The sequence below is a fragment of the Paenibacillus vini genome (assembly GCF_018403325.1).
In the GTDB taxonomy this organism is placed as follows: Bacteria; Bacillota; Bacilli; order Paenibacillales; family Paenibacillaceae; genus Fontibacillus; species Fontibacillus vini.
The window spans coordinates 73,759-93,165 of sequence record NZ_BOSL01000012.1 but is presented as its reverse complement, the minus strand read 5'-3'; the positions used below and the strand labels follow the sequence as shown (position 1 = coordinate 93,165).

The window sequence follows — 19,407 nt, the reverse complement described above, 5'->3', positions numbered from 1 at the left end:
AAACCGGAACCTGCCACTTAAAGGCAAATCCCGGCCCGTAAGACTCATATCTTGTTCTTTTTCCGGTATTCTCCTGGTGTCATGCCTAGCGTCTGCTTAAACTGTCTGTTGAAGTAAATAATATTTTTGTAGCCCATTCGCTCGGCGATCTCATAAATTTTGAGGGTCGGCTCGGACAAGAGCTCGCAAACCCGTGCCGTTCTCCGCTCATTCAGGTAATCGCTGAAATGCGTCCCCGTCTCCTCTTTAAACAGGTATCCCAAATAATTCGGGGTAAAATCAAACTGCGCTGCGACCTCCTTCAAGGTGATTTTCTGCTCCAGGTTCTGTTCGATGTACACCATGATTTCTTCGATCAGCTTACGCTTCTGCCTTTGTTTCTTAACATACAGCAGTTCGGACAACTCGAAAAATCGGCGTCGCAGCCAAGACTTAATGTCATGGACGGTTTCGAACTGAAACAGGATCTTCGGCTGGTTCGTATCCCACTTTAGCAATTCATGCAGGCTCTCCCCCATTTGGCGCAGATCGGCATGAAGTTTGTTTGTGATGCGGAGAATCAGGTCGTATACTTCATTCTTCCGGGAAAGAAGCTCCCGGCGGCCAAAAATCTCTTCCAGACAGTCATCTACGGCGACCAGGTCGTATTCCATGATAGCCCCCAGCATCCGTCCCAAGACCTCGTCTACGCTGGGCGCGGGCAGATGTCCGCCAGGGGCCCATTCAGCGACATCCAAACGGATGAGTTGGTTTTTACCGAGCAGCCATTTGAAGCTCAGGGCAGCTTGTGCCTGATGATAGGATTCGCGAAGCTGATCTTCATCCCGCGCCGATTTGCCGATGCCGACCGTCACAGTAAACGGGAACGACTTCCCTACCGCTTCGATCAGCCCTTCCAGCAGAGCCGGAAATTCCTGTTCAGGAACGGATGACAATATAAGGCACCTCGTCTGCTGGCTTCTGAAAAAGGTGCCCAACATGTTCTCCTCTACGTAGCGGCGGATAAACAAAGTAAGCTGCTGAACCTGTCCTTGTCTCTCCTGCTCGGTCAACTCGCTTGTTTTCCATTCCAGATCATCGATCTCGACTATGGCTGCAGCCGTTCCGAAGCGAAGCAGCGGATGGACGATTCCCATGGCATGCGGTTCCAGCTTGCCAGGAGTAAGATCGTTCAACCAGCGGATCAACAGTTCCTCGCCAACAAGACTCCAGACGGCGGATACCGAGTTGTTCCTTTCCCGTTCCCGCTCCACCGCTTCGCAAAGCGATAACAGCATGTTGCGGAGTTCCTCGTCTTCAACCGGCTTGAGCAGATAGCCCGATGCGTTCAGCTCGATCGCCTTTTTAGCGTACCCGAAATCTTCATGACCGCTGATGAAGACTATTTTCACCTGAGGATGGATTTCCCTGGCCCGCCGTGCGAATTCCGTACCCGACATGATCGGCATCCGGATATCCGACAAAATGATATCTACCCTCTCTTGCTCCAATATTTTGAGCGCGTTGAAGCCGCTATTGGCCGTTCCCACCAGATGCAGAGGGAATGGAAGCGCACTCCCGGCCACGCGCCGCCGCAGCCATTCCAAATCGACAGCTTCATCATCTACAAGAAGAATATTAATATTCATAAGCAGCGCCCTCCGGTTGCAATGACTGGTTCCTTTTTGAATAACCTTATAAATGATATCTATAAACAATCCATTCGAGCATAGCTTACCGAGTCCGGCCTGAACATGGCGGTCTTCAATGAAAACCCATACTTTTTCACCGATTCCCCTATACTTGCCCGCCGGATTCATCAATTAAGATTGGATCCTCCGCAGGGAGAAGTATTCTCACCGTGGTTCCTGCCCCGTATATGCTGAAAATGGAAATCCCGTATTCTTCCCCATACCGGAGCTTGATCCGTTCATCCACATTTTTAACCCCATAACCTCCCGAAAGGCTGGGTGCCGAGAGCAGTTTCTTGACAATCTTGGGCTTCATGCCGATTCCGTTATCGATTACTTTCAGTTCAATGCCGTCTGCGATCCGCCTCCCCGTAATCCGGATCGCGATGGACTCGCCGAACCAGGCATGCTTGAATATATTTTCCACAAACGGCTGGAGAATCAGCTTCATGACCGGAACCTGCTTGATATCGTCCGCGATATCCACGTACACCTTAAATCCGTCCGCATACTTTACCCGCTGAATATCCAGGTAAGTCTCCACCTGCATCACTTCATGCTCGAGCAGCGTGAACACTTTGCCCTGATTCAGCGTCAGCCTGTAGAATCGTGAAAGACCCTGGACCATGTCCGTCACCTTTCTTGTTTCGCCCAGATTCGCAAGACTGCTAATGGTTGACAGCGTATTGTACAGAAAATGCGGATTGATCTGCGCCTGCAGCGCTTCAAGCTCCGCCTGCTTCCGCTGGAGCCCTTGAACATAAACGCTGTTGATCAGCTCTTGGATATTCCCCGCCATCACGTTAAACGCTTCGGCGATATGCACGAATTCATCATTTCCCGAAAAGGCGATCCGTTTTTGAAAGTTGCCCTCCTGGAAAGAACGGACCAGCCGGACGATACGGGCCATCTTTCTGCCTGAAATTCGTGCCACCACCGAGCCGATGAGGGACATGCCCGCAAAACTAAGGGCACATACTGCAAAAATGGACTTCTGCAGCTTTGCGGTATCTTTCGTAAGGTAAGCATGAGGAACCAGCGTCTCAATAACAAAATCCGCTCCCGGAATCGGCTCGTGCAGGATCAAATAGTTGGCTTCACCGGCTCCAAGGCCCGCTTCTCCCCTTTGATATATCACCGTTCCTCCCGAGGCGTTATCGTTCAGGCGCAGCGTGATCCCTTCCTCAACCGGAAACGTGGCAAAATTTCCAAACAGGTCATCGAGGGACACCGTAATGCGAATGTAACCGATTATCGTCTTATAATCACTGTAAGATACCAGCTTGCGAATATGCGAAATATTTCCAAGCCGTTGGTCGGTATCTATTTGTAACCAGATGTTGTCCAGCTCGGAATCCTTATATTTCCTGTACCATTCTCTGTTTTCAATCTCTTCTAGGGGTAAAATATAATAATCGCTACCTTTGATCGGTGCTTCGAGGTCGTCTCCCGATACGAGGTTAAGATCCTCGTTCATCGTATAGAGCATGAGCCGGATATTATTCCCGAACAGCTTGAGCGGAGCCGTGATTTGGGGGACGATTTCATCCAGCATAACCAGATAGATTTGATAAGGCTCCCCTTTGGCTTGAAGAGCCCGCTGAAATGAAAGGCTGCTGAACAGGGTATCCGACATTCGCTGGATTTCGTCCATTTGGTAGCGGATATTGTTCCGGGCTTGTTCCATCCCTGTCCGCACGTTCGTCTCGGCCATTTCCGTCCGGGACTGAATCAGCATCGTATAAGAGATATATCCGATGATCATGTCCGTAATCAAGACCAGAAGCAAATACGGGACAAGCATTTTATAGGTGAAGGGCATGTATTTTCTCATGATTTTCTAGTTCCTCATTCTATAGGTTAGCGCTTACAATCAAGCCGCAAAAAAACCGGGAACTCCGAAGCTGCGGCCCCGGTCACTCCCGGCTGTTCTTCTATTTGAATTTATGCCAATCCATCTTGCTCGTATTCAGCAGATGCTCAAAATCGTTATCCAGTCTCTTTTGCTCCGCCTTGCGCGCCTCATCGGCTCTGACGCGTGCCTCTTCCTTCCGCTGCTCCTCTTCCTTCTTGAGTTCTGCAGCCTGTTCCTTAAGTTTGGCAAGCGTATCCTTGCCGAGCAGATCCTTCAATGTAGCCGGTTTATCCTCCGCTTTAGCAGCGTGGGCAGGGTTGGATTTTCTTTTGGCCATATCTCGTTCACCTCGATTTCAAGCCTAAATTATCACGAGGAAAAAATGTTGTCAACTCGCAACCAGAACGATTCGAGATAGGCGGGAGAACGTTATTTTAATAAAAATACGTAAATTTTGTTTTATCTCTATGTAAATACGTGTAATTCAAAGGTATAAATGTTTACTACTGCCAGCTTGGAGGAGAGCTCATGAATAAAGATCGGGAACAGGTTGAACGTGGCCAGGCACCGGAGAACCGCACGCGAAACAAACGGATAGAGTACGCGAAGCAGCAAAAAACACAGCAAATCAACAATTGGCTCCCGCTCAAAATCGAGATGGCCCATTATTGGATCGAGCATGAAAAGACTCAAATGAAGCGTAATATGACTCGCGGAGCCGTTCATTTCTGCCATTTCGGCGAAAATATCGGATGCGAGCAAAATGAGGAGCGTCCCGTAGTCATCGTCTCGAACAATACGGTGAACTCTACCTCCGGTAATGTGCTCGTCGTTCCGCTTACCAAAAACTTAAAGATCCGCACAGTTCCAAAAACGGGACAGGCGGTTCTGACTAAGGACGGCAAACCGATTCCCCGGTTTCAAAGCCATTATTTTCTTTTTAAAAGCAAATATGATTTTCTCGCTTTCGATTCCGCAGCTAAAACGGAAGAGACCACTTCCGTCAGCAAAGTCCGGCTGAAAGAGCATTTGGGGAACCTGGATGAAGAGGATATCAACCGTCTGGAAAACCGGCTCAAATGGTCCTTCGGCATTTAAGGTTGACAATACTTTAACGACGAGGTAGTATAGTAGCAAAGATATGATTCGTTAAATACTACGTCATCCACCCCGTCGTGGATAAACTCACACGTGCCCGCGTGTTATTGAGTCTAAGAGGAGCCTTGTGCTCCTTTTTCCATTCATTGAACCCTATTTACTATAACTATAACGATATGTCGCCCACCCCGGTCGTGGGCAAATTCACCCCGCTGGGAATCCCGGCGGGGTTTACTGTTGTGCCTTGATTCCTCTTTGTTACCAATTACCCGCTGCACGGATTCTTAACCAGTTTTCCCCCGCAATCCTTTCAAAATAAGGCTCAAATTAAAATCCAGGCTGTCTTTCACATCCAGAGGCAAACCGAAGCCTCCTTGTCCCTCCAGGGAGGCGAAGCCGTGGAATAGGCTGCGAAGCCCTCTCACCGTATGCAGCGCTTCTTCCTCCGAAAGATCATAATCTCCGAGAAGGCTCACGATAAGATCTACAATCCTGCCGCTGGCCTCCCCGATTTCCCGGTCACCGGGGTCCGGGGCAAGCTGGACAATCTCGTATAATCCGGGATGCTCCCTGACAAAACCAAGATAAGCGTCCGCAAAGGAACGGATGGCTTCCTCTCCCCGCTTGCCTTCACCGGAAGCCACAATCGAGTCGTGCAGCTGTTGAAGCGCATAGGCCGCCACCATTTTCCGCAAATCGTCCATGCCGCTGACATGGTTGTATAGTGAAGGAGGACGTATCCCCAAATACTGCGCTACAGAGGAAACAGTCACGGCTTCCGCGCCCTTGCCGTCCGCGATTTCAACAGCAGCCCGAAGTACGGCTCCGGTATCAATTCCCACTCTTGGCGACATAGCTCTCTCCCCCCTCTCCCTTAGTTCGGGAGGGAGTAACCCCCAGCTTTCGTTCGGCTTGTTCAATTGCCTTTGCCAATGCGCCGGCCGGATCTCCGATCATCTTGCCGTGGCCTGCCGCAAGCAGCGACGGCTTTAAGGCTGCCAGCTTTATGGCACTCTCGAGAGCTGTCTCGGCATTCCAGGTGGCCATGGCCGGAAACGGAAACAACGGCCGTATGATCCCGCTGACAGCGATTCCTCCCCGGGTTTGGAAGGCATCGCCCACCACCAAGGCGCCGTCGCGGGTGTCCAGCAGCGATATCGAGCCCGGCGTATGCCCCGGCGAAGCCACCACCTGCAGGGAGCCGACCCGATCCCCGTCCGCCAAGAGTACATCGGCGCGGGTTGCTACCTTCTTCGGAACTCCGCCGCGGATCGGGGTTTGCGGTTCGGATGGATCCAGCGTCACGTCCCCTTCGAGCAGACGCGCGTCCCGAGCCGAAATATATACCGGAATATCCGGATATTTCGCCTTTATTGCATCCAGTGCCCCTACATGATCATCATGGGCATGGGTAAGCACAATCCGCGTCAGCGGCTTGCCGGCCGTCTTGGCGGCGGCCTGTATGATCCCATCCGCACTGTACGGCAGTGCGGCATCTATAAGCGTAACGCCATCCTCCTCTTCCACCAGATAACAATTGACCGGAAAAATCCGTGGCAAGAACGAAACTTGAATAAGCCGATTTTTTCGAATGATTCTCATACGGATTAATCATCCTCTCTAATAAACTAAATGTATTAGTTAAATAATAAACTAATGATATTAGTTTTTCAAGTCCTTTTTTTAGTCGTACAAGCGGACTTTTGCGAATAGGATGGTACAAGTAGTTATGCCACGGATTACATTCCATTATCATTCCTTGGGGGTATGTCGTTTGAACAGTATGCTGGGCTTTGTATTCCTCGGTTTGTCCCTTTCCGCGCCGATCGGTCCGGTAAACGCGGCCCAACTGGACAAGGGTATCCGGGGCGGATTTCTGCCCGCCTGGCTAGTAGGTCTTGGCGCCATCGCGGCCGATATCATCTATATGCTCCTGGTGTATTTCGGAGTCATTCACTTTTTGAATACCCCGTTCATGAAATCCTTTCTGTGGCTGTTCGGCTTTTTCATTCTCACGTATACCGGAATCGACAGCCTTAAACAGGCAGGCAAACTCAGCTTAAGCGAAATGAGAGGCCGCGAGCCGCTAATGAAGTCGTTTATGTCCGGTTTCATGATGTCTTTGTCCAATCCGCTATCCATTTTGTTCTGGCTCGGGATTTACGGTTCTGTCTTGGCCCAAACCGCAGCCACGTCAAATGCCAGGGACCTGGTCATTAACAGCTGTGCTATCATCGCCGGGGTCCTGCTTTGGGATGTGACGATGGCCGGATTCGCGAGCATATTCCGAAAAATTCTAACCGACCGCGTCATTCGAACCATCTCCGTTTTGTCAGGGCTTTCCTTAATCGGATTCGGATTGTACTTCGGTTACGAAGCCGTTCTCCTGCTTTTGGAACGCCTCTAGTCAAGCCGCGGCCTGCGAATTAGTACTGCTTTGCGGCGGCGTTTGGTACCCAACTTCCGCTTCTTCCATACTGCGAACTGCAGGATTAGAGTGACCCCGCCGATCACGCCGATAAACGCCAGGCTGCCCCAAAACCCGGGGCGGCTTGTTCCGTGGGTCAGCGTCCCCGACACAGCAAGTAGTATAAGCACCATACCTGCATAGCGTTTGACTTGTCCGAACACGCTCAATTCCAGCAGCTTGCCTGAAGTAAGCAAAATAAACAGCCAGTTATACAACAAAAGCAGGCCCGCCGCTGTCGTAATGTATTCATAAATCCGGCCCGGCATAGCCAGGGAGAGGATGATGGAAGCGGCTAAGCCGGCGGCCGTCAACCCGATTGCGTACATAGGACGCTTCTTCAACGCCTTCTTGGCGAACAATGGAGGGGCGTCTTTATCCTCCGCCAATGTTACCAGCATCGTGGTGACCGCATACAGGGAGGCCACCATCGTAGAGAAGCCGGCGATAATCAGCACGGCATTGAACAAATGCGGAATAAACGGCATATGAACGCCGTCCAACGCCGTGATAAACGGGCTTTTCTTAGGCACAATGGATTTCCACGATATCAAAGTCACAACGAGTCCAATCGACAAGACGTAAACGACTGTCAGGAGCAGCAGCATAATTTTCCCGGCTTTCGGAGCTTCCTCCGGTTTCTTTAGCCGAAACGCCATCATCCCCATCACCTCAATTCCGCCAAATGCATAAAAAGCGAAGATCAAGCCAGCCCATAGCCCCATTGCGCCGGTAGGGAATATCTGCCCCATCGTCCGTGGAAAAGCGCGAGCTTCCCCGCCGGGGATCCATCCAAAAAGTGCGGCGCCCGCAATTCCGAGAAACATTAAAATCGCTGCGATCTTGATGACCGAGAGCACATTTTCAACAGAATCGAATCCTTTGTTCCCAATAAAAATAACGAGCAATCCGAGCAAGGCATATCCGGTCGCAAAAACCCACATCGGCACCCCGGGAAACCAGAATCGCGAAAAAAGCGACAATGCCGTAAGCTGGCTGCCCATAATAAGAAGTTCAGAGGACCAGTAAACCCAGCCGCTGCTGAATCCGGCCCATCTCCCGAACGCCTGCTTGGCGTAAGAACGGAATGATCCTTTCTCCGGGCGTTTGGCCGTCATGCGTGCCAATGCTTCAAAGACGGTATAGGTCCCAAGTGCAGCAAGAACAAAGGCTATAAGAATCGAGGGTCCGGCCATAGTTATTCCGATTCCCGAACCCAAGAAATACCCTGTTCCGATCGTCGATGCCACACCCAGCAAGGAAAGCTGCCACCATTTCAAATTCCCGCCGCTCTGTTCCTTCTCTTGCCTCCCGCCCAAGATTAACTCCTCCTCGCTCTAATTGCTACAACTCATAATGAGATCCATTTAAATTAGGATGCTTGAACTTATTGAAAGTATTCAGCAAACCAATAACTCTTTATGTTAGGTATAACCACCAGGCGATCAGCTTCCGATAAACGTGTTATATGCATCGTAACCGCTTGGTTAAAATACATACTGCATAACAGAATTACGGAGGTTTCATGATTAAACTGCGCACTTTTCTAATGATAGCTTTTTCATTGTTCATCATCCTTCTCGTCACCATATTAAGTATCATTATGGGCCGACATTCCTCGCGCCAAATCGAAGGCGAAATCGGACATTCCTTATCGGGTATCGCTTTTCAAATGTCCGACAAACTGGATCATTTCATGTGGGCCCGCTCCGGGGAAATCGAACTGGTCACCACCCTGGATACATTGAAACAGCCCGAAAGACCGGAAGAAATCCGGCATTTGCTTGAACAGCTGAGAACAAGTTTCCCTTCCTTTTCATGGATCGGTTATCTGGATGACAAAGGCAACGTGGTAGCTTCAACAGATAAAATTCTGGAGGGAAAGAACATTGCGGAGCGCCCGGTTTTCAAAGAAGGCATTAAGGGAGAGTTCATCGGCGACGTCCACGAGGCGGTCTTGCTCTCCAAGCTGCTCCCGAATCCCAGCGGAGAGCCTCTGCAATTCGTCGATATCAGCACGCCCGTAAAAGGTGCGGACGGCCAACCGATTGGCGTACTGGCCGCCCACCTGAGCTGGGAATGGTCCAAAGAAGTACAGCGGACGATTCTGGCTCCCCAGTTGGAACACTTTCGCGGTCTCGAACTATTCATCGTCAGCAAATCAGACAATACCGTTCTCCTCGGACCGGAGGAGATGGTAGGACAGCCGCTGCCTCTGGTCAGCGTGAAGCAAGCGCAAGAGGGTCGTAACGGCTGGGACCTGATTACATGGCCTGACGGGAAGCGCTATCTCACCGGCTATTCATACGGGAATGGTTATCTCGATTATGAGGGATTGGGCTGGACCGTACTTGTCCGCCAACCGGAAGCTGTCGCGCTGGCCCCCTTGAAGGATCTCAAAAATTATTTCATTATTGCCGGAGCCATTGCCACGATTTTCTTCGCTTTCCTCGGCTCCTTGCTGGCGGAGCGGATTTCAAGGCCGATACGGGGACTGACGGAGGCGGCGGATCAATTGAGGGCGGGAGATGACGTAAATATTCCGGAGTACCGGACCTTCCATGATATTTATAGCCTGTCGACGTCCTTGCGCAGTCTGGTAGATTCTTTAAGCAAGACCGAATCAGCGCTTGGAAATATGAAGACTCTTGCACACAGCGACCAGCTTACCGGTCTTCCAAACCGGGTCGCTCTTGAAAAATACCTCGAAGACACATTACCGGGCATGGATCCCGCCAAGGGCAAGCTTGCCTTTATGTATATCGATCTGGACGGATTTAAAGCCGTCAATGATTCACTGGGACATCAGTCCGGCGATTTGCTGCTGCAAAAGGTTGCTCAGCGGCTGGATTCCATCCGGCAACCCGGAGGACTTGCGGTGCGTCTGGGAGGAGACGAATTCCTGTTCATCTCACCGGCTTCCCCGTCCATTGAAGAAGCCCGAACCGAAACGGAACGCCTGGCCAACGAACTGATTGCCCTGTTAAACCAGCCTTTCGTTATCGAGCTGCAGATGGTGACGATCGGCTGCAGTATCGGCGCCGCCTTTTATCCGGATCACGGCGCCCATCCTAATCAGATTATCCAGGCGGCAGACGACTGCCTCTACCTTTCGAAGCAAGCCGGGAAAAACCGCGTGACGTTTGCCGAAACGCCGCCGGAATGAAACAAAAAAAGAGAGGCAGTCACCGACATTCTGAAGCGGTGACTGCCTCTCCTTAATTATGAATCAGTTTCTTTATACATTCACATGTTCTTTCATTGGCGTCTCATCGTGGTCTATCGCACCGCGACCCGGCCAAAATGCCCATTTACCAAGAAGCATCGTAATTGACGGCACCAGGAACGGACGAACGACGAACGTATCCAGCAGCACCCCGATGGCCGTAATGATGCCGAACTGCACGAGAACCTGAATCGGAAGCGTCGCAAGAACGGCGAAGGTTCCCGCGAGAATAAGGCCGGCCGAAGTGATGACGCCGCCGGTTTCCGTTACTCCTTCCCGGATGGCATCCTTTAACGGCATCGTTTTGCGCTTCTTCCAGATGCTTGAGACAAGGAAGATATTGTAGTCCTCTCCCAACGCAACCAGAAACACAAAAGCATACAGTGGAATCAATCCCTGAATAGCGTCGGCCCCCATAATATCATGAACGAAGATCCAACCCAGACCTAGCGCCGAGAAATAGGACAGCACGACCGTCAAAATCAGGTAAATGGTAGCCACGACAGACCGAAGGTATACGAGAAGCAGGATGGCTATCAGCCCGATGACGATCGGAATGATGACCTTGGCATCCCGGTTATTGGTCATTTCAGTATCGTACTGGGTTGCGGGCTGCCCGCTGATCCAGGTTTTCGCTTCCGGGGCGCTGATGCCTGCGTCCGCGAGAGCCTTCTCGGCCGCTTCCCGCAGGTCCGGAATATGATTGACCGCTTCCATCGAATAAGGATTAATGTTGAACTCGACATCCACGGCGGATATATTCGGGTTGTTCTTCCCTGCGGCAGGTTCTGAAACCTTGCTCACATAAGGGAGTTCCTCAAATGTTTTCTGCAGCGGAATATCCTGCCCTTCCGTATCCACCATAATCTTCACAGGTGCCAATTCTCCGGGCGTGAATTTCTCGCCGATCACGGCAAACCCTTCACGAGAAGGTGAATCTTCGGGGAAAGATGACAGCAAATCCACGGTATACTGAATTCGGAACGAATTGACGGCAGCAGCCCCCAGAAAAACTAAAGTCACGATCACGACCAGCCAAGGCCGCTTTGTAACAATAACTCCGATTCGTCCGCCGACCTTGTTTTTCTTTTTCGTTTTGACAGCCGTAGTTTTGCCTTTTGCCCGTTTGTGCTCCGTTTCCATCTCCGGGGTCCGGGGAACGAAGGGATAAAAGGAGGTTCGGCCCAGAATCGCAAGTATCGCCGGCACTAGCGTCAGACTGGCGATCGCCATAATGAGAATTGACAAACTGAATGGAACCGCAAACCGGTGAACCGCCCCATATTTGGCCAGAAGCAATACAAGCAGCGCGATAACCACGGTAAATCCGCTCATCGCAATAGCCCCGGACGAATCCTTAAGCGCCCCGAACAACGCTTTGGACTTATCCTTTTCGATGGTGAGCAATTGACGGAACCGCGAAATCAGGAACAGACAGTAATCCGTACCCGCCCCGAACAAAAGCACCGTCATGATTGAAATAGCCTGTGAGTCCACCGTGATCCAGCCCAGCTCCGCCATTTTGCCCAGAATCGGACTGGCCGCCCCATAGGCGAATCCTACGGCGATCAAAGGAATGATCGCCAGCAGCGGCGAACGGTAAATCAAGAGCAGCAGAATCAGCACCAGCAAAACCGTTGCGATCATCAGCGAAACGTCCGCATTGGAGAACAGTCCGACGGCATCGATTGAAATGCCCGCAGGGCCTGACACGCGGGCGGACAGTTCTCCCTTGTTCAGGTCAGCCGCAAATGGGTCCGCGCCAAACAGCGTTTCAGCTTGCTTCCTGATTTCTTCGGTTCCTTGCTTCATCGTATCGGAATCCGCCGTTTTCTCGAAGAAGAAAGGCAGTACAAAAGCCGCTCCATCCTCCGAAGCCTGCTGCTGCAACACCGGCAGCGGCAGTTTATCGAACGGAGGCAGCGCCCCCTGACCGGGTACCGGATGCTCCGCGAAATAGGCGGTTAATTTTTGAATTCCGCCGTAATCCTCTTCGGTTAATCCTCCCTCCCGGTTCCAAACGATCAGCGCCGGAATTCCGCTTTCTGCCGGAAACTCCGTCTCGGCAACCAGCCCGGCTTTTACCGAAGGCTTACCTGAATCCAGGTTGGCCGCATTGTTTTTTTCCATCTGATTAACACCGGGCCACACCGCACTCAACACACCAACGATGATGACCCAAACCGCAAGCGTAATCCACTTCGTTCTTTTTCCCGCGACCCATCGGCCCATTTGCTTTAACAGCATCCCAGGTTCCCCTCCATCTTCATTCTAAGAAAATATATGTTAGTGATATTCGTCATAATAATTATATATACCGGAAGGTTAATTATCAATCAGGTAACCCGTCCCTTTGTTGCCATGAATTCGCTTATGGTGCGTGTTCAAAAAGTCAGGTTTTCAGGACCAAGAAGGTTGGATGAAGCTAGGGACTGAGTAGCGGAGCGTACAGAAGGTACGTGAGCAACGGAAGGCCCGGCTGAATTCAAGATTCGACGTCGAATCCTCATCATGATCTGCTTCGTCATGGAAAGATGACTTTTTTAACAACCTCTTATGGTATAATGATTCGACAGAACTAGGTGTTGAGGTGATATAATGAGCACCCCGAACAAGCGGCCTTTGGGACGCCCGGTTCAGCAGCAGGACGGGTTGCCGATGTCAGTGCATATTTTGCAGACCGCCTCCAGATTGTTTATGGAAAAGGGCTTCGAGTCCGTCTCCATGAACCTGGTCGCTGAACAATGCGGTGTTACCAAAGCCACAATTTACTATTATTATCCGGGCAAAACGGACCTGTTCGTCGCTTCTATTGCGAAGACATTATCCGTAGTGAATGATCGGATTCGCGGAATCCTCAGCCAATCGGGTTCTTTTCGTAGCCGGCTGATCAAGATCACGGAGAACTATTTAAGGATTCCCCAGGTTCATATGAACGATATGTTCGATAAAGTGAAGCAGCATTTAACCGAAGAGCAGCAGCAAACGCTGATTCGATATGAGAACGGATTGTACGAAGCGCTTAAGGAAGGCTTTGACGCAGCGGTACAGAACGGGGAAATTGCTTGCGAGGATACGATGATGGCTGCTCATATTTATGTCTCGATGCTGCGGGTCGGCGAGCGGCAATATGACCGGAACCAGGTGTTGTTTCCTTCGGAGCGGGAAGCGGCGGAGTCGATCGTCGCTTTTTTGTGGAGAGGCATTCATGTGTAGCAGGTTGTAGAACTGCGGACGGAAAGGAAGAAACGGACATGGCATTCGGAATCGACAGAAACGAGTTAAACGCATGGAAGGAAGCCGTGTCCCGGGGGGAAATCGCGTATTTGACCCACTACTGGCTGGACCCCCGATTCCCTGGAACCAAGACGGTAACCAAGGTCGGTTGCTCCGACCTGGACCGCCTGACCGCTTGGTGCGAAAATCACGGGCTGAGCCCCAAATATATTCATCTCCGCCCTCCTTTTCCTCATTTTGATCTTCTGGGACCCAAGCAACGGGAAATTTTAGTGCAGGAGCAGCAATGGGACCAGTTGAAGCGGTTCAGGATGCTCTAGGCGGTATCGGCAGCTTCATCCGCTGAATCCATAGTTACAACTCAAAAACCTCCTTAAACAGCTATTTGCGTGCTGATCTAAGGAGTTTTTTTTCTGAGTGTCTTATTCTAAGATAATCCCATCCGCTCGACGAGACGCGTGCTTTCCTCATTCAACCCGGTAATAACTACTTCTTTATTCACCTGCCGGTATTTGAAGATGACTTTCGAAATCGCGTTTGCCGCGGAATGATCCCATACATGAGACTTGGAAAAGTCGATTACGATCTTCTCGGGATCGTTGGCCGGATCGAACTCGCTCAAGAAATTCGTGACAGTTCCGAAGAACATCTGTCCTGATACCCGATAAGTTCTAACCTCATCGGCTTCTTCATGCATAATGCGGATTCTGGCTATTTTCCAAGCGAACACCAGCGCGCTCAACAGTACGCCGATTCCCACACCGATGGACAGGTTACTCGTAGCCACTACGGTAACTACCGTTACGATCATAACCAGGGCATCGGACTTCGGAATTTTATGCAGCGACCGGAGGGAATCCCATTCAAACGTTCCGATACATACCATAAACATAACTCCGACCAAAGCGGCCATAGGAATTTGTTTGACGACTCCGCCCAGCACAATGATAAGGAAGAGCAAACCGACACCGGAAACCAGTGTCGACAGCCGGGTGCGGCCGCCGGATTTCATATTGACCATCGATTGGCCGATCATGGCGCAGCCCGCCATTCCGCCGAAAAACCCGGTCACGATATTGGCCAAGCCTTGCCCTTTCATCTCCCGATTCTTATCGCTGGTCGTGTTGGTGATATCGTCGATAAGCGTCGCCGTCATCAAGGATTCCAGTAAACCTACTACCGCCAAGGATAAAGAAACTGGAAAAATCGTCTTCAGCATATCCCAGGACAAAACGACGTCAGGCAAGTGAAAGACCGGCAAAGAGCTCGTAATCGCCCCCATATCGCCGACCGTTTTGACATCCAGATGCAGCGAAATGCTCAGAATCGAAACGATGATGATAGCAACGAGTGCCGAGGGCACTGCCTTGGTGAAGCGGGGAATTATATAAATGATCGCCAGCGTAAGCGCAACAAGACCGTACATCAGCCATCCCTGGCCAGAAAAATGACTTAATTGCGCCATGAAAATCAGAATGGCCAAAGCATTGACGAAGCCGGTCATGACCGAGTGCGGCAGAAAGCTGATCCATTTTCCGAGTTTAAGCTGGCCCATCACGATTTGTAATATACCGGCCAAGATCGTCGCCACGAATAAATACTCGATCCCATGATCCCTGACCAGGCCGCCCATCAGCAAAGCCATGGCTCCCGTAGCCGCCGAGATCATACCCGGACGTCCTCCCGCAAAAGAAATTACGACAGCGATGCAAAACGAGGCATAAAGGCCGACCATCGGGCTCACCCCGGCCAGGATGGAAAAGGCTATCGCTTCGGGAATCAGCGCAAAGGCCACCGTCAGGCTGGACAACACGTCGGTTCGCGTATTCGAGAACCAGCCTGCGGAGTTATTTAGTTTTAACAATGAAGTATTCCTCCTTCTAATCAATCCATGGATATCTATCAGTAAAACAGGTCCGGTGCAACGCTCACGGTCTTGATTATATGAAAAAAGGCCTGATGACCTCAATGAGGTCACCGGCCCGTAAAAGCGTTATCATCGTAACGATACTTTTATTTACTGAATTATGCTTGTATATTCTCTCAAATTAAAAGTATTTACTGATCACTTCAGCCACTCTCGAGTTCTTAATCGGCTTGCTGAGATAATCATCCATCCCGGCCTTCAGACAGTTCTCCCTGTCGCCCTTTAATGCGTTGGCCGTCACCGCCACAATGACCGGACATTTCTCCGGCGGAACCGTGCTCTTAATGACCTCGGTCGCCTCAAGCCCGTTCATCTCCGGCATATGCACATCCATGAAGATCATATCGAACGATTCATAGGCAATCGTCTGGATGACCTCCTTCCCGTTTCTCACAATGCGGGTGGAGTGCCCCAGCTTTTCAAGCATCTTCTGGAGGACGATTTGATTAATTTCATTATCTTCCGCGATCAGAATATGGAGCTTGCGGCCAGGCGGCTGCTCCTCTCCGCCCTCCACCTGGCAGTCAATCTTGTTCGTGTTTCCTTTAAGACTGATATCAAATATAAAGGTCGCCCCGGGGCCATCCTGAGGCTCTACCCATATTTCCCCGTCCATCAGCCCGACCAGCTTTTTGGTGATGGCAAGTCCAAGTCCGGTCCCTTCATAACGGCGGGTCATGAAATGATCCAGTTGGGAAAAAGGTTCGAACAACAGCGGGATCTTCTCCCTTGGAATACCAATGCCGGTATCCGAGACCTTAAAACGCAGACGGATCAAATTATTATCGCTGGGAAGACGGTTTACGCTGACCGTTACTCCGCCCGAATAGGTGAATTTCACGGAGTTCCCAACCAGGTTAAGCAGAATTTGCTTTAAGCGCTCTCGGTCGCCGAACAGCATGCCGGGAATGTCCGGGCTGACGAAATAGTTTAAGGTAAGTCCTTTTTTGTTTGCCCGGGCCATCAAAATATCCAGCGTCTCCGAAATGGCCTTCCGGAGATCAATCAACTCCTCATGCAGCTCTGCCTTACCGGATTCTATTTTTGCAAAATCAAGTATATCGTTAATGATAGCCAGCAGCGTATCGCCGCTCTTGCGGATAATGTCCAGGTACTCCCGCTGAGTATCCGATACTTCAGTCGTTTCAAGCATCAAATCGGTCATACCGATCACGCCGTTCATCGGAGTGCGGATTTCATGGCTCATCATGGCGAGAAATTCGCTTTTGGCCTTATTCGTGCTTTCGGCGGCTTCCTTCGCAATAAGCAGCTTTTTCTGTTCGCTTATATCTTTGGCGATGATATAAAAGCCCGCGTTCTTCTGGTTGATGATGATCGGGGCAATCGTAGTCAAAACTTCGGTCTCTGTGCCGTCCTTCGTCTTGATTTTGTCGATTCCTTTTTCGATCGTAGCATCCGTAATCGATGCGGACAAAATATTTTGCAAATGTCGCTCCTCAATAAACATGGAGAATCGTTTACCGGTCATTTGCGGGATTTTATAGCCTGTTAATTTTTCAGCCATTACATTGGTATTGATAATATGACCGTTTAAATCCAGTGAAAATACGGCGTCGTGGTTGTACTTCTTAAGGGAATTGTATCTTTCGACCGTTTCCTGAAGCTTGCGTTCCACTAGTTTCCGTTCGCTGATATCCTGTACGGTTCCGCTTATTTTTAAGGGTTGTCCATCCTCGTCATAAGTTACGATCCCGCGAATATGCAGGTATTGAAAATCCCCAGGCTGAAATTCATGCTGGAACTCAAAATCAAAGTTCCCCACATCCATGGCTTTGGCGACTGTCTCAACCAGCCGTTCCCTTTCGGAGGGATGCAGCAGTTGCAATGCATCGGTCGGAGACATTCGCTCCTCTTTCTTTTCGATACCGAACATAGGATATAGCTGATCGAACAAAGCGACCCGATCTTCCGCCACATTCCATTCCCAGCTTCCGATCCGGGCAATTCGCATCGTTTCTTCCAACATCAGTTCATCGTACTTCCGCTTGGAGATTTCACGGCCAATCGCCAGAATCTTAGAATTCGGTTGTCCTGCATCCGCCAAACGCAGAGAAAATTCAAACCAAAGATAATGGCCTTCTTTGCTCTTGAGTCTAAGCTCGACGATACTCCTATGATGGCGCAGCAAATCCTTGCTGAGGGGAACATGGATATCCTCGGGATGACACCACTCCGAAAACTTCACACCAATTAGTTCCTCGGGGACATAACCAAGCCAGTGTGTTACCGAATCGGAACAATACAAGCCCGTTCCTTCTAAATCGCAGCAATATACCAGATCATCCATATGACCAAGAATAAACTGGTTCCAATCCATATTCATAACAAGCCTCCGTCCCATGATACATGATAGTAGTAAAGTTAATTCGGAAGGAACCTGCAATTCTTCAAATAAGTTGTTAAAAAATTCACGATTTGCTCACAAATGAATCGTTTCCTTTTGTAATAACAAACATTAATTTAAAAGTCAATTTGAAATATGGTTTGCCGGAAAAGCGGAAAAAACCTGAAATAATTATACTTAACATTTCCCTTTTCATAGCCGCCCTAATCAAGTAATCTTTAGTATGGGAATTTTTCGCCTGCTGGACCCGTTTCTATTAGAGAGAAAACCATATTGAGGTGATGTTGATGTCCATTCAAGCACATGCTTCGCCCGCGAACACGAGTTTGTTCCGGAACCGTTTCTACCAGACCATTCTGATTTCAAACATCTTTTTGCAGATCGGGATCTGGGTCCGCAACTTCGCGATTTTGATGTTCGTAACCGACAAGACGAACAATGACCCCTTGGCCATTTCACTGATTTCCGTAGTTGAATTCGCTCCGATCTTCGTATTCTCCTTCATCGGAGGCGCTTTCGCCGACCGCTGGAAGCCGAAGCGAACGATGATCTGGTGCGACTTCCTATCCGCAGTATCCGTATTCGCCGTTTTATTGACGTTGTTATACGAGTCTTGGGAGGCCGTTTATTTCGCCACCTTTATTTCGGCAATCCTGTCACAGTTCTCGCAGCCTTCCGTCATGAAGCTGTTCAAGCAGCATGTTCATCCGGATAAGCTGCAGCAGGGCATGGCCTTGTTCCAATCCCTGGTCGCCATTTTCATGGTGCTCGGCCCGACGCTCGGCATTTTTGCCTATCACCAGTTCGGAATCCATATCTCAATCGGCGTGATGGGCGTTGCCTTCCTTCTCTCCGCCATCGTCTTGTTCCGGCTTCCCGCCGACGAAGAGCAAGAAACGAAAACGGAGCGGACGTCGAAACTGAGACAGGAGCTGGCTGACGGCTTCCGTTATGTCTGGCGCAGCCCTGTACTGCGGGTACTCGGCGCGACATTCGCCATTGCCGGTTTTTCCGTAGGTACCATTCAGACGCTTGGATTGTTCGTCGTAACGGAACGGCTTGGACAGCCAAAAGAATTCCTGCAGTTTCTTCTTATGGTCAACGGCGTCGCCATGCTGATCGGCGGAGGCCTGATTATGACGCTGTCCAAAAAGGTGAAGCCGCAGGTGCTGCTTGCGTTCGGTATGGCCGTCAGCGCCGTGTGCATCGCTGGCATGGGCTTCTCCACCAGCATACCATTAACCTTGGTATTGCAGTTCTTAAACGGACTTACCTTCCCTTGTATCCAAATCGGAATCAATACCCTGATCCTGCAATCGACGGAGCAATCCTATGTCGGCCGCGTAAACGGGGTGCTCAGTCCGATGTTCATGGGCATGATGGTCGTCATGATGTCGCTGTCCGGCGTACTCAAAAAGCTGTTCCCTCTCGTGAGCATCTATACGTTCTCCGGAATCGTCATGCTGATCGGCGCGGTCATCCTTGTCCCTATCTTTAAACATAAAGCCGCCCCTATCCCGGTTCCAGGTACAGAGGAGCCTGAGGGCGCGTAGGCATTTGTA

The 19,407-nt window shown here is 50.4% G+C and carries 15 protein-coding genes; 6 read left to right on the top strand and 9 right to left on the bottom strand.

Annotated features, from left to right (window positions below; all coding sequences use genetic code 11):
* Positions 1–44: 44 nt before the first annotated feature.
* From KJS57_RS17670 to KJS57_RS17660, 3 genes are all read right to left on the bottom strand, one after another.
* Positions 45–1,799, bottom strand: a complete 1,755-nt coding sequence (locus KJS57_RS17670) for a response regulator (protein ID WP_306434248.1) — start codon at positions 1,797–1,799, stop codon at positions 45–47.
* Positions 1,777–3,504 carry a sensor histidine kinase gene (locus tag KJS57_RS17665; RefSeq protein ID WP_213655819.1) on the bottom strand — a complete coding sequence of 576 codons (1,728 nt, stop codon included), beginning with the start codon at positions 3,502–3,504 and terminating at the stop codon, positions 1,777–1,779. Before KJS57_RS17665 ends, KJS57_RS17670 begins: the two co-directional genes overlap by 23 nt.
* A gap of 100 nt (positions 3,505–3,604) precedes the next feature.
* Positions 3,605–3,862, bottom strand: coding sequence for a YqkE family protein (locus KJS57_RS17660; RefSeq protein WP_211024323.1), 258 nt, complete (start codon positions 3,860–3,862; stop codon positions 3,605–3,607).
* 191 nt (positions 3,863–4,053) lie between these two features.
* On the opposite strand from KJS57_RS17660, the gene KJS57_RS17655 reads away from it, so the two are divergent.
* Positions 4,054–4,623 carry a type II toxin-antitoxin system PemK/MazF family toxin gene (locus KJS57_RS17655; protein ID WP_211024322.1) on the top strand — a complete coding sequence of 190 codons (570 nt, stop codon included), beginning with the start codon at positions 4,054–4,056 and terminating at the stop codon, positions 4,621–4,623.
* 284 nt (positions 4,624–4,907) lie between these two features.
* Here the strand turns inward: KJS57_RS17655 and KJS57_RS17650 are convergent, their stop codons facing one another.
* A complete protein-coding gene (locus KJS57_RS17650; RefSeq protein ID WP_213655818.1) occupies positions 4,908–5,477 on the bottom strand; it encodes a TetR/AcrR family transcriptional regulator in 570 nt (189 codons plus the stop codon).
* On the bottom strand, positions 5,455–6,225 hold the full coding sequence (locus KJS57_RS17645) for an MBL fold metallo-hydrolase (RefSeq protein ID WP_213655817.1): 771 nt from the start codon (positions 6,223–6,225) through the stop codon (positions 5,455–5,457). Before KJS57_RS17645 ends, KJS57_RS17650 begins: the two co-directional genes overlap by 23 nt.
* A gap of 172 nt (positions 6,226–6,397) precedes the next feature.
* Between KJS57_RS17645 and KJS57_RS17640 the strand changes: the two genes are divergently transcribed.
* Positions 6,398–7,030 (top strand): LysE family transporter, encoded by a 633-nt coding sequence (locus KJS57_RS17640; protein WP_213655816.1) that lies wholly within the window; start codon positions 6,398–6,400, stop codon positions 7,028–7,030.
* On the opposite strand, the gene KJS57_RS17635 is transcribed toward KJS57_RS17640, so the two are convergent.
* Positions 7,027–8,409, bottom strand: coding sequence for an amino acid permease (locus tag KJS57_RS17635; protein WP_373316834.1), 1,383 nt, complete (start codon positions 8,407–8,409; stop codon positions 7,027–7,029). The genes KJS57_RS17640 and KJS57_RS17635 overlap by 4 nt on opposite strands.
* 206 nt (positions 8,410–8,615) lie before the next feature.
* Between KJS57_RS17635 and KJS57_RS17630 the strand changes: the two genes are divergently transcribed.
* Positions 8,616–10,256, top strand: a complete 1,641-nt coding sequence (locus KJS57_RS17630) for a GGDEF domain-containing protein (protein WP_213655815.1) — start codon at positions 8,616–8,618, stop codon at positions 10,254–10,256.
* 72 nt (positions 10,257–10,328) lie between these two features.
* On the opposite strand, the gene KJS57_RS17625 is transcribed toward KJS57_RS17630, so the two are convergent.
* Positions 10,329–12,563 carry an MMPL family transporter gene (locus tag KJS57_RS17625; protein ID WP_213655814.1) on the bottom strand — a complete coding sequence of 745 codons (2,235 nt, stop codon included), beginning with the start codon at positions 12,561–12,563 and terminating at the stop codon, positions 10,329–10,331.
* Between the two features lie 351 nt (positions 12,564–12,914).
* Here KJS57_RS17625 and KJS57_RS17620 point away from each other — a divergent pair, with 351 nt between their 5' ends.
* On the top strand, positions 12,915–13,532 hold the full coding sequence (locus KJS57_RS17620; RefSeq protein ID WP_211024309.1) for a TetR/AcrR family transcriptional regulator: 618 nt from the start codon (positions 12,915–12,917) through the stop codon (positions 13,530–13,532).
* Positions 13,533–13,570: 38 nt separating this feature from the next.
* Positions 13,571–13,873, top strand: a complete 303-nt coding sequence (locus KJS57_RS17615; protein ID WP_211024307.1) for a hypothetical protein — start codon at positions 13,571–13,573, stop codon at positions 13,871–13,873.
* A 107-nt stretch (positions 13,874–13,980) separates the two neighbouring features.
* On the opposite strand, the gene KJS57_RS17610 is transcribed toward KJS57_RS17615, so the two are convergent.
* Positions 13,981–15,417, bottom strand: a complete 1,437-nt coding sequence (locus KJS57_RS17610) for a SulP family inorganic anion transporter (RefSeq protein ID WP_213655813.1) — start codon at positions 15,415–15,417, stop codon at positions 13,981–13,983.
* A gap of 184 nt (positions 15,418–15,601) precedes the next feature.
* Positions 15,602–17,824, bottom strand: coding sequence for a PAS domain S-box protein (locus tag KJS57_RS17605; protein WP_213655812.1), 2,223 nt, complete (start codon positions 17,822–17,824; stop codon positions 15,602–15,604).
* 308 nt (positions 17,825–18,132) lie between these two features.
* Between KJS57_RS17605 and KJS57_RS17600 the strand changes: the two genes are divergently transcribed.
* Positions 18,133–19,398, top strand: a complete 1,266-nt coding sequence (locus KJS57_RS17600) for an MFS transporter (protein WP_211024301.1) — start codon at positions 18,133–18,135, stop codon at positions 19,396–19,398.
* The last annotated feature ends 9 nt before the right edge of the window (positions 19,399–19,407 follow it).

Coding starts and splice junctions, on each gene's coding strand:
- KJS57_RS17605 (WP_213655812.1), bottom strand. CDS start 17,824: ATGAATATGGATTGGAACCAGTTTATTCTTGGTCATATGGATGATCTG.
- KJS57_RS17625 (WP_213655814.1), bottom strand. CDS start 12,563: ATGCTGTTAAAGCAAATGGGCCGATGGGTCGCGGGAAAAAGAACGAAG.
- KJS57_RS17645 (WP_213655817.1), bottom strand. CDS start 6,225: ATGAGAATCATTCGAAAAAATCGGCTTATTCAAGTTTCGTTCTTGCCA.
- KJS57_RS17655 (WP_211024322.1), top strand. CDS start 4,054: ATGAATAAAGATCGGGAACAGGTTGAACGTGGCCAGGCACCGGAGAAC.
- KJS57_RS17615 (WP_211024307.1), top strand. CDS start 13,571: ATGGCATTCGGAATCGACAGAAACGAGTTAAACGCATGGAAGGAAGCC.
- KJS57_RS17620 (WP_211024309.1), top strand. CDS start 12,915: ATGAGCACCCCGAACAAGCGGCCTTTGGGACGCCCGGTTCAGCAGCAG.
- KJS57_RS17660 (WP_211024323.1), bottom strand. CDS start 3,862: ATGGCCAAAAGAAAATCCAACCCTGCCCACGCTGCTAAAGCGGAGGAT.
- KJS57_RS17670 (WP_306434248.1), bottom strand. CDS start 1,799: ATGAATCCGGCGGGCAAGTATAGGGGAATCGGTGAAAAAGTATGGGTT.
- KJS57_RS17650 (WP_213655818.1), bottom strand. CDS start 5,477: ATGTCGCCAAGAGTGGGAATTGATACCGGAGCCGTACTTCGGGCTGCT.
- KJS57_RS17600 (WP_211024301.1), top strand. CDS start 18,133: ATGTCCATTCAAGCACATGCTTCGCCCGCGAACACGAGTTTGTTCCGG.
- KJS57_RS17665 (WP_213655819.1), bottom strand. CDS start 3,504: ATGAGAAAATACATGCCCTTCACCTATAAAATGCTTGTCCCGTATTTG.
- KJS57_RS17630 (WP_213655815.1), top strand. CDS start 8,616: ATGATTAAACTGCGCACTTTTCTAATGATAGCTTTTTCATTGTTCATC.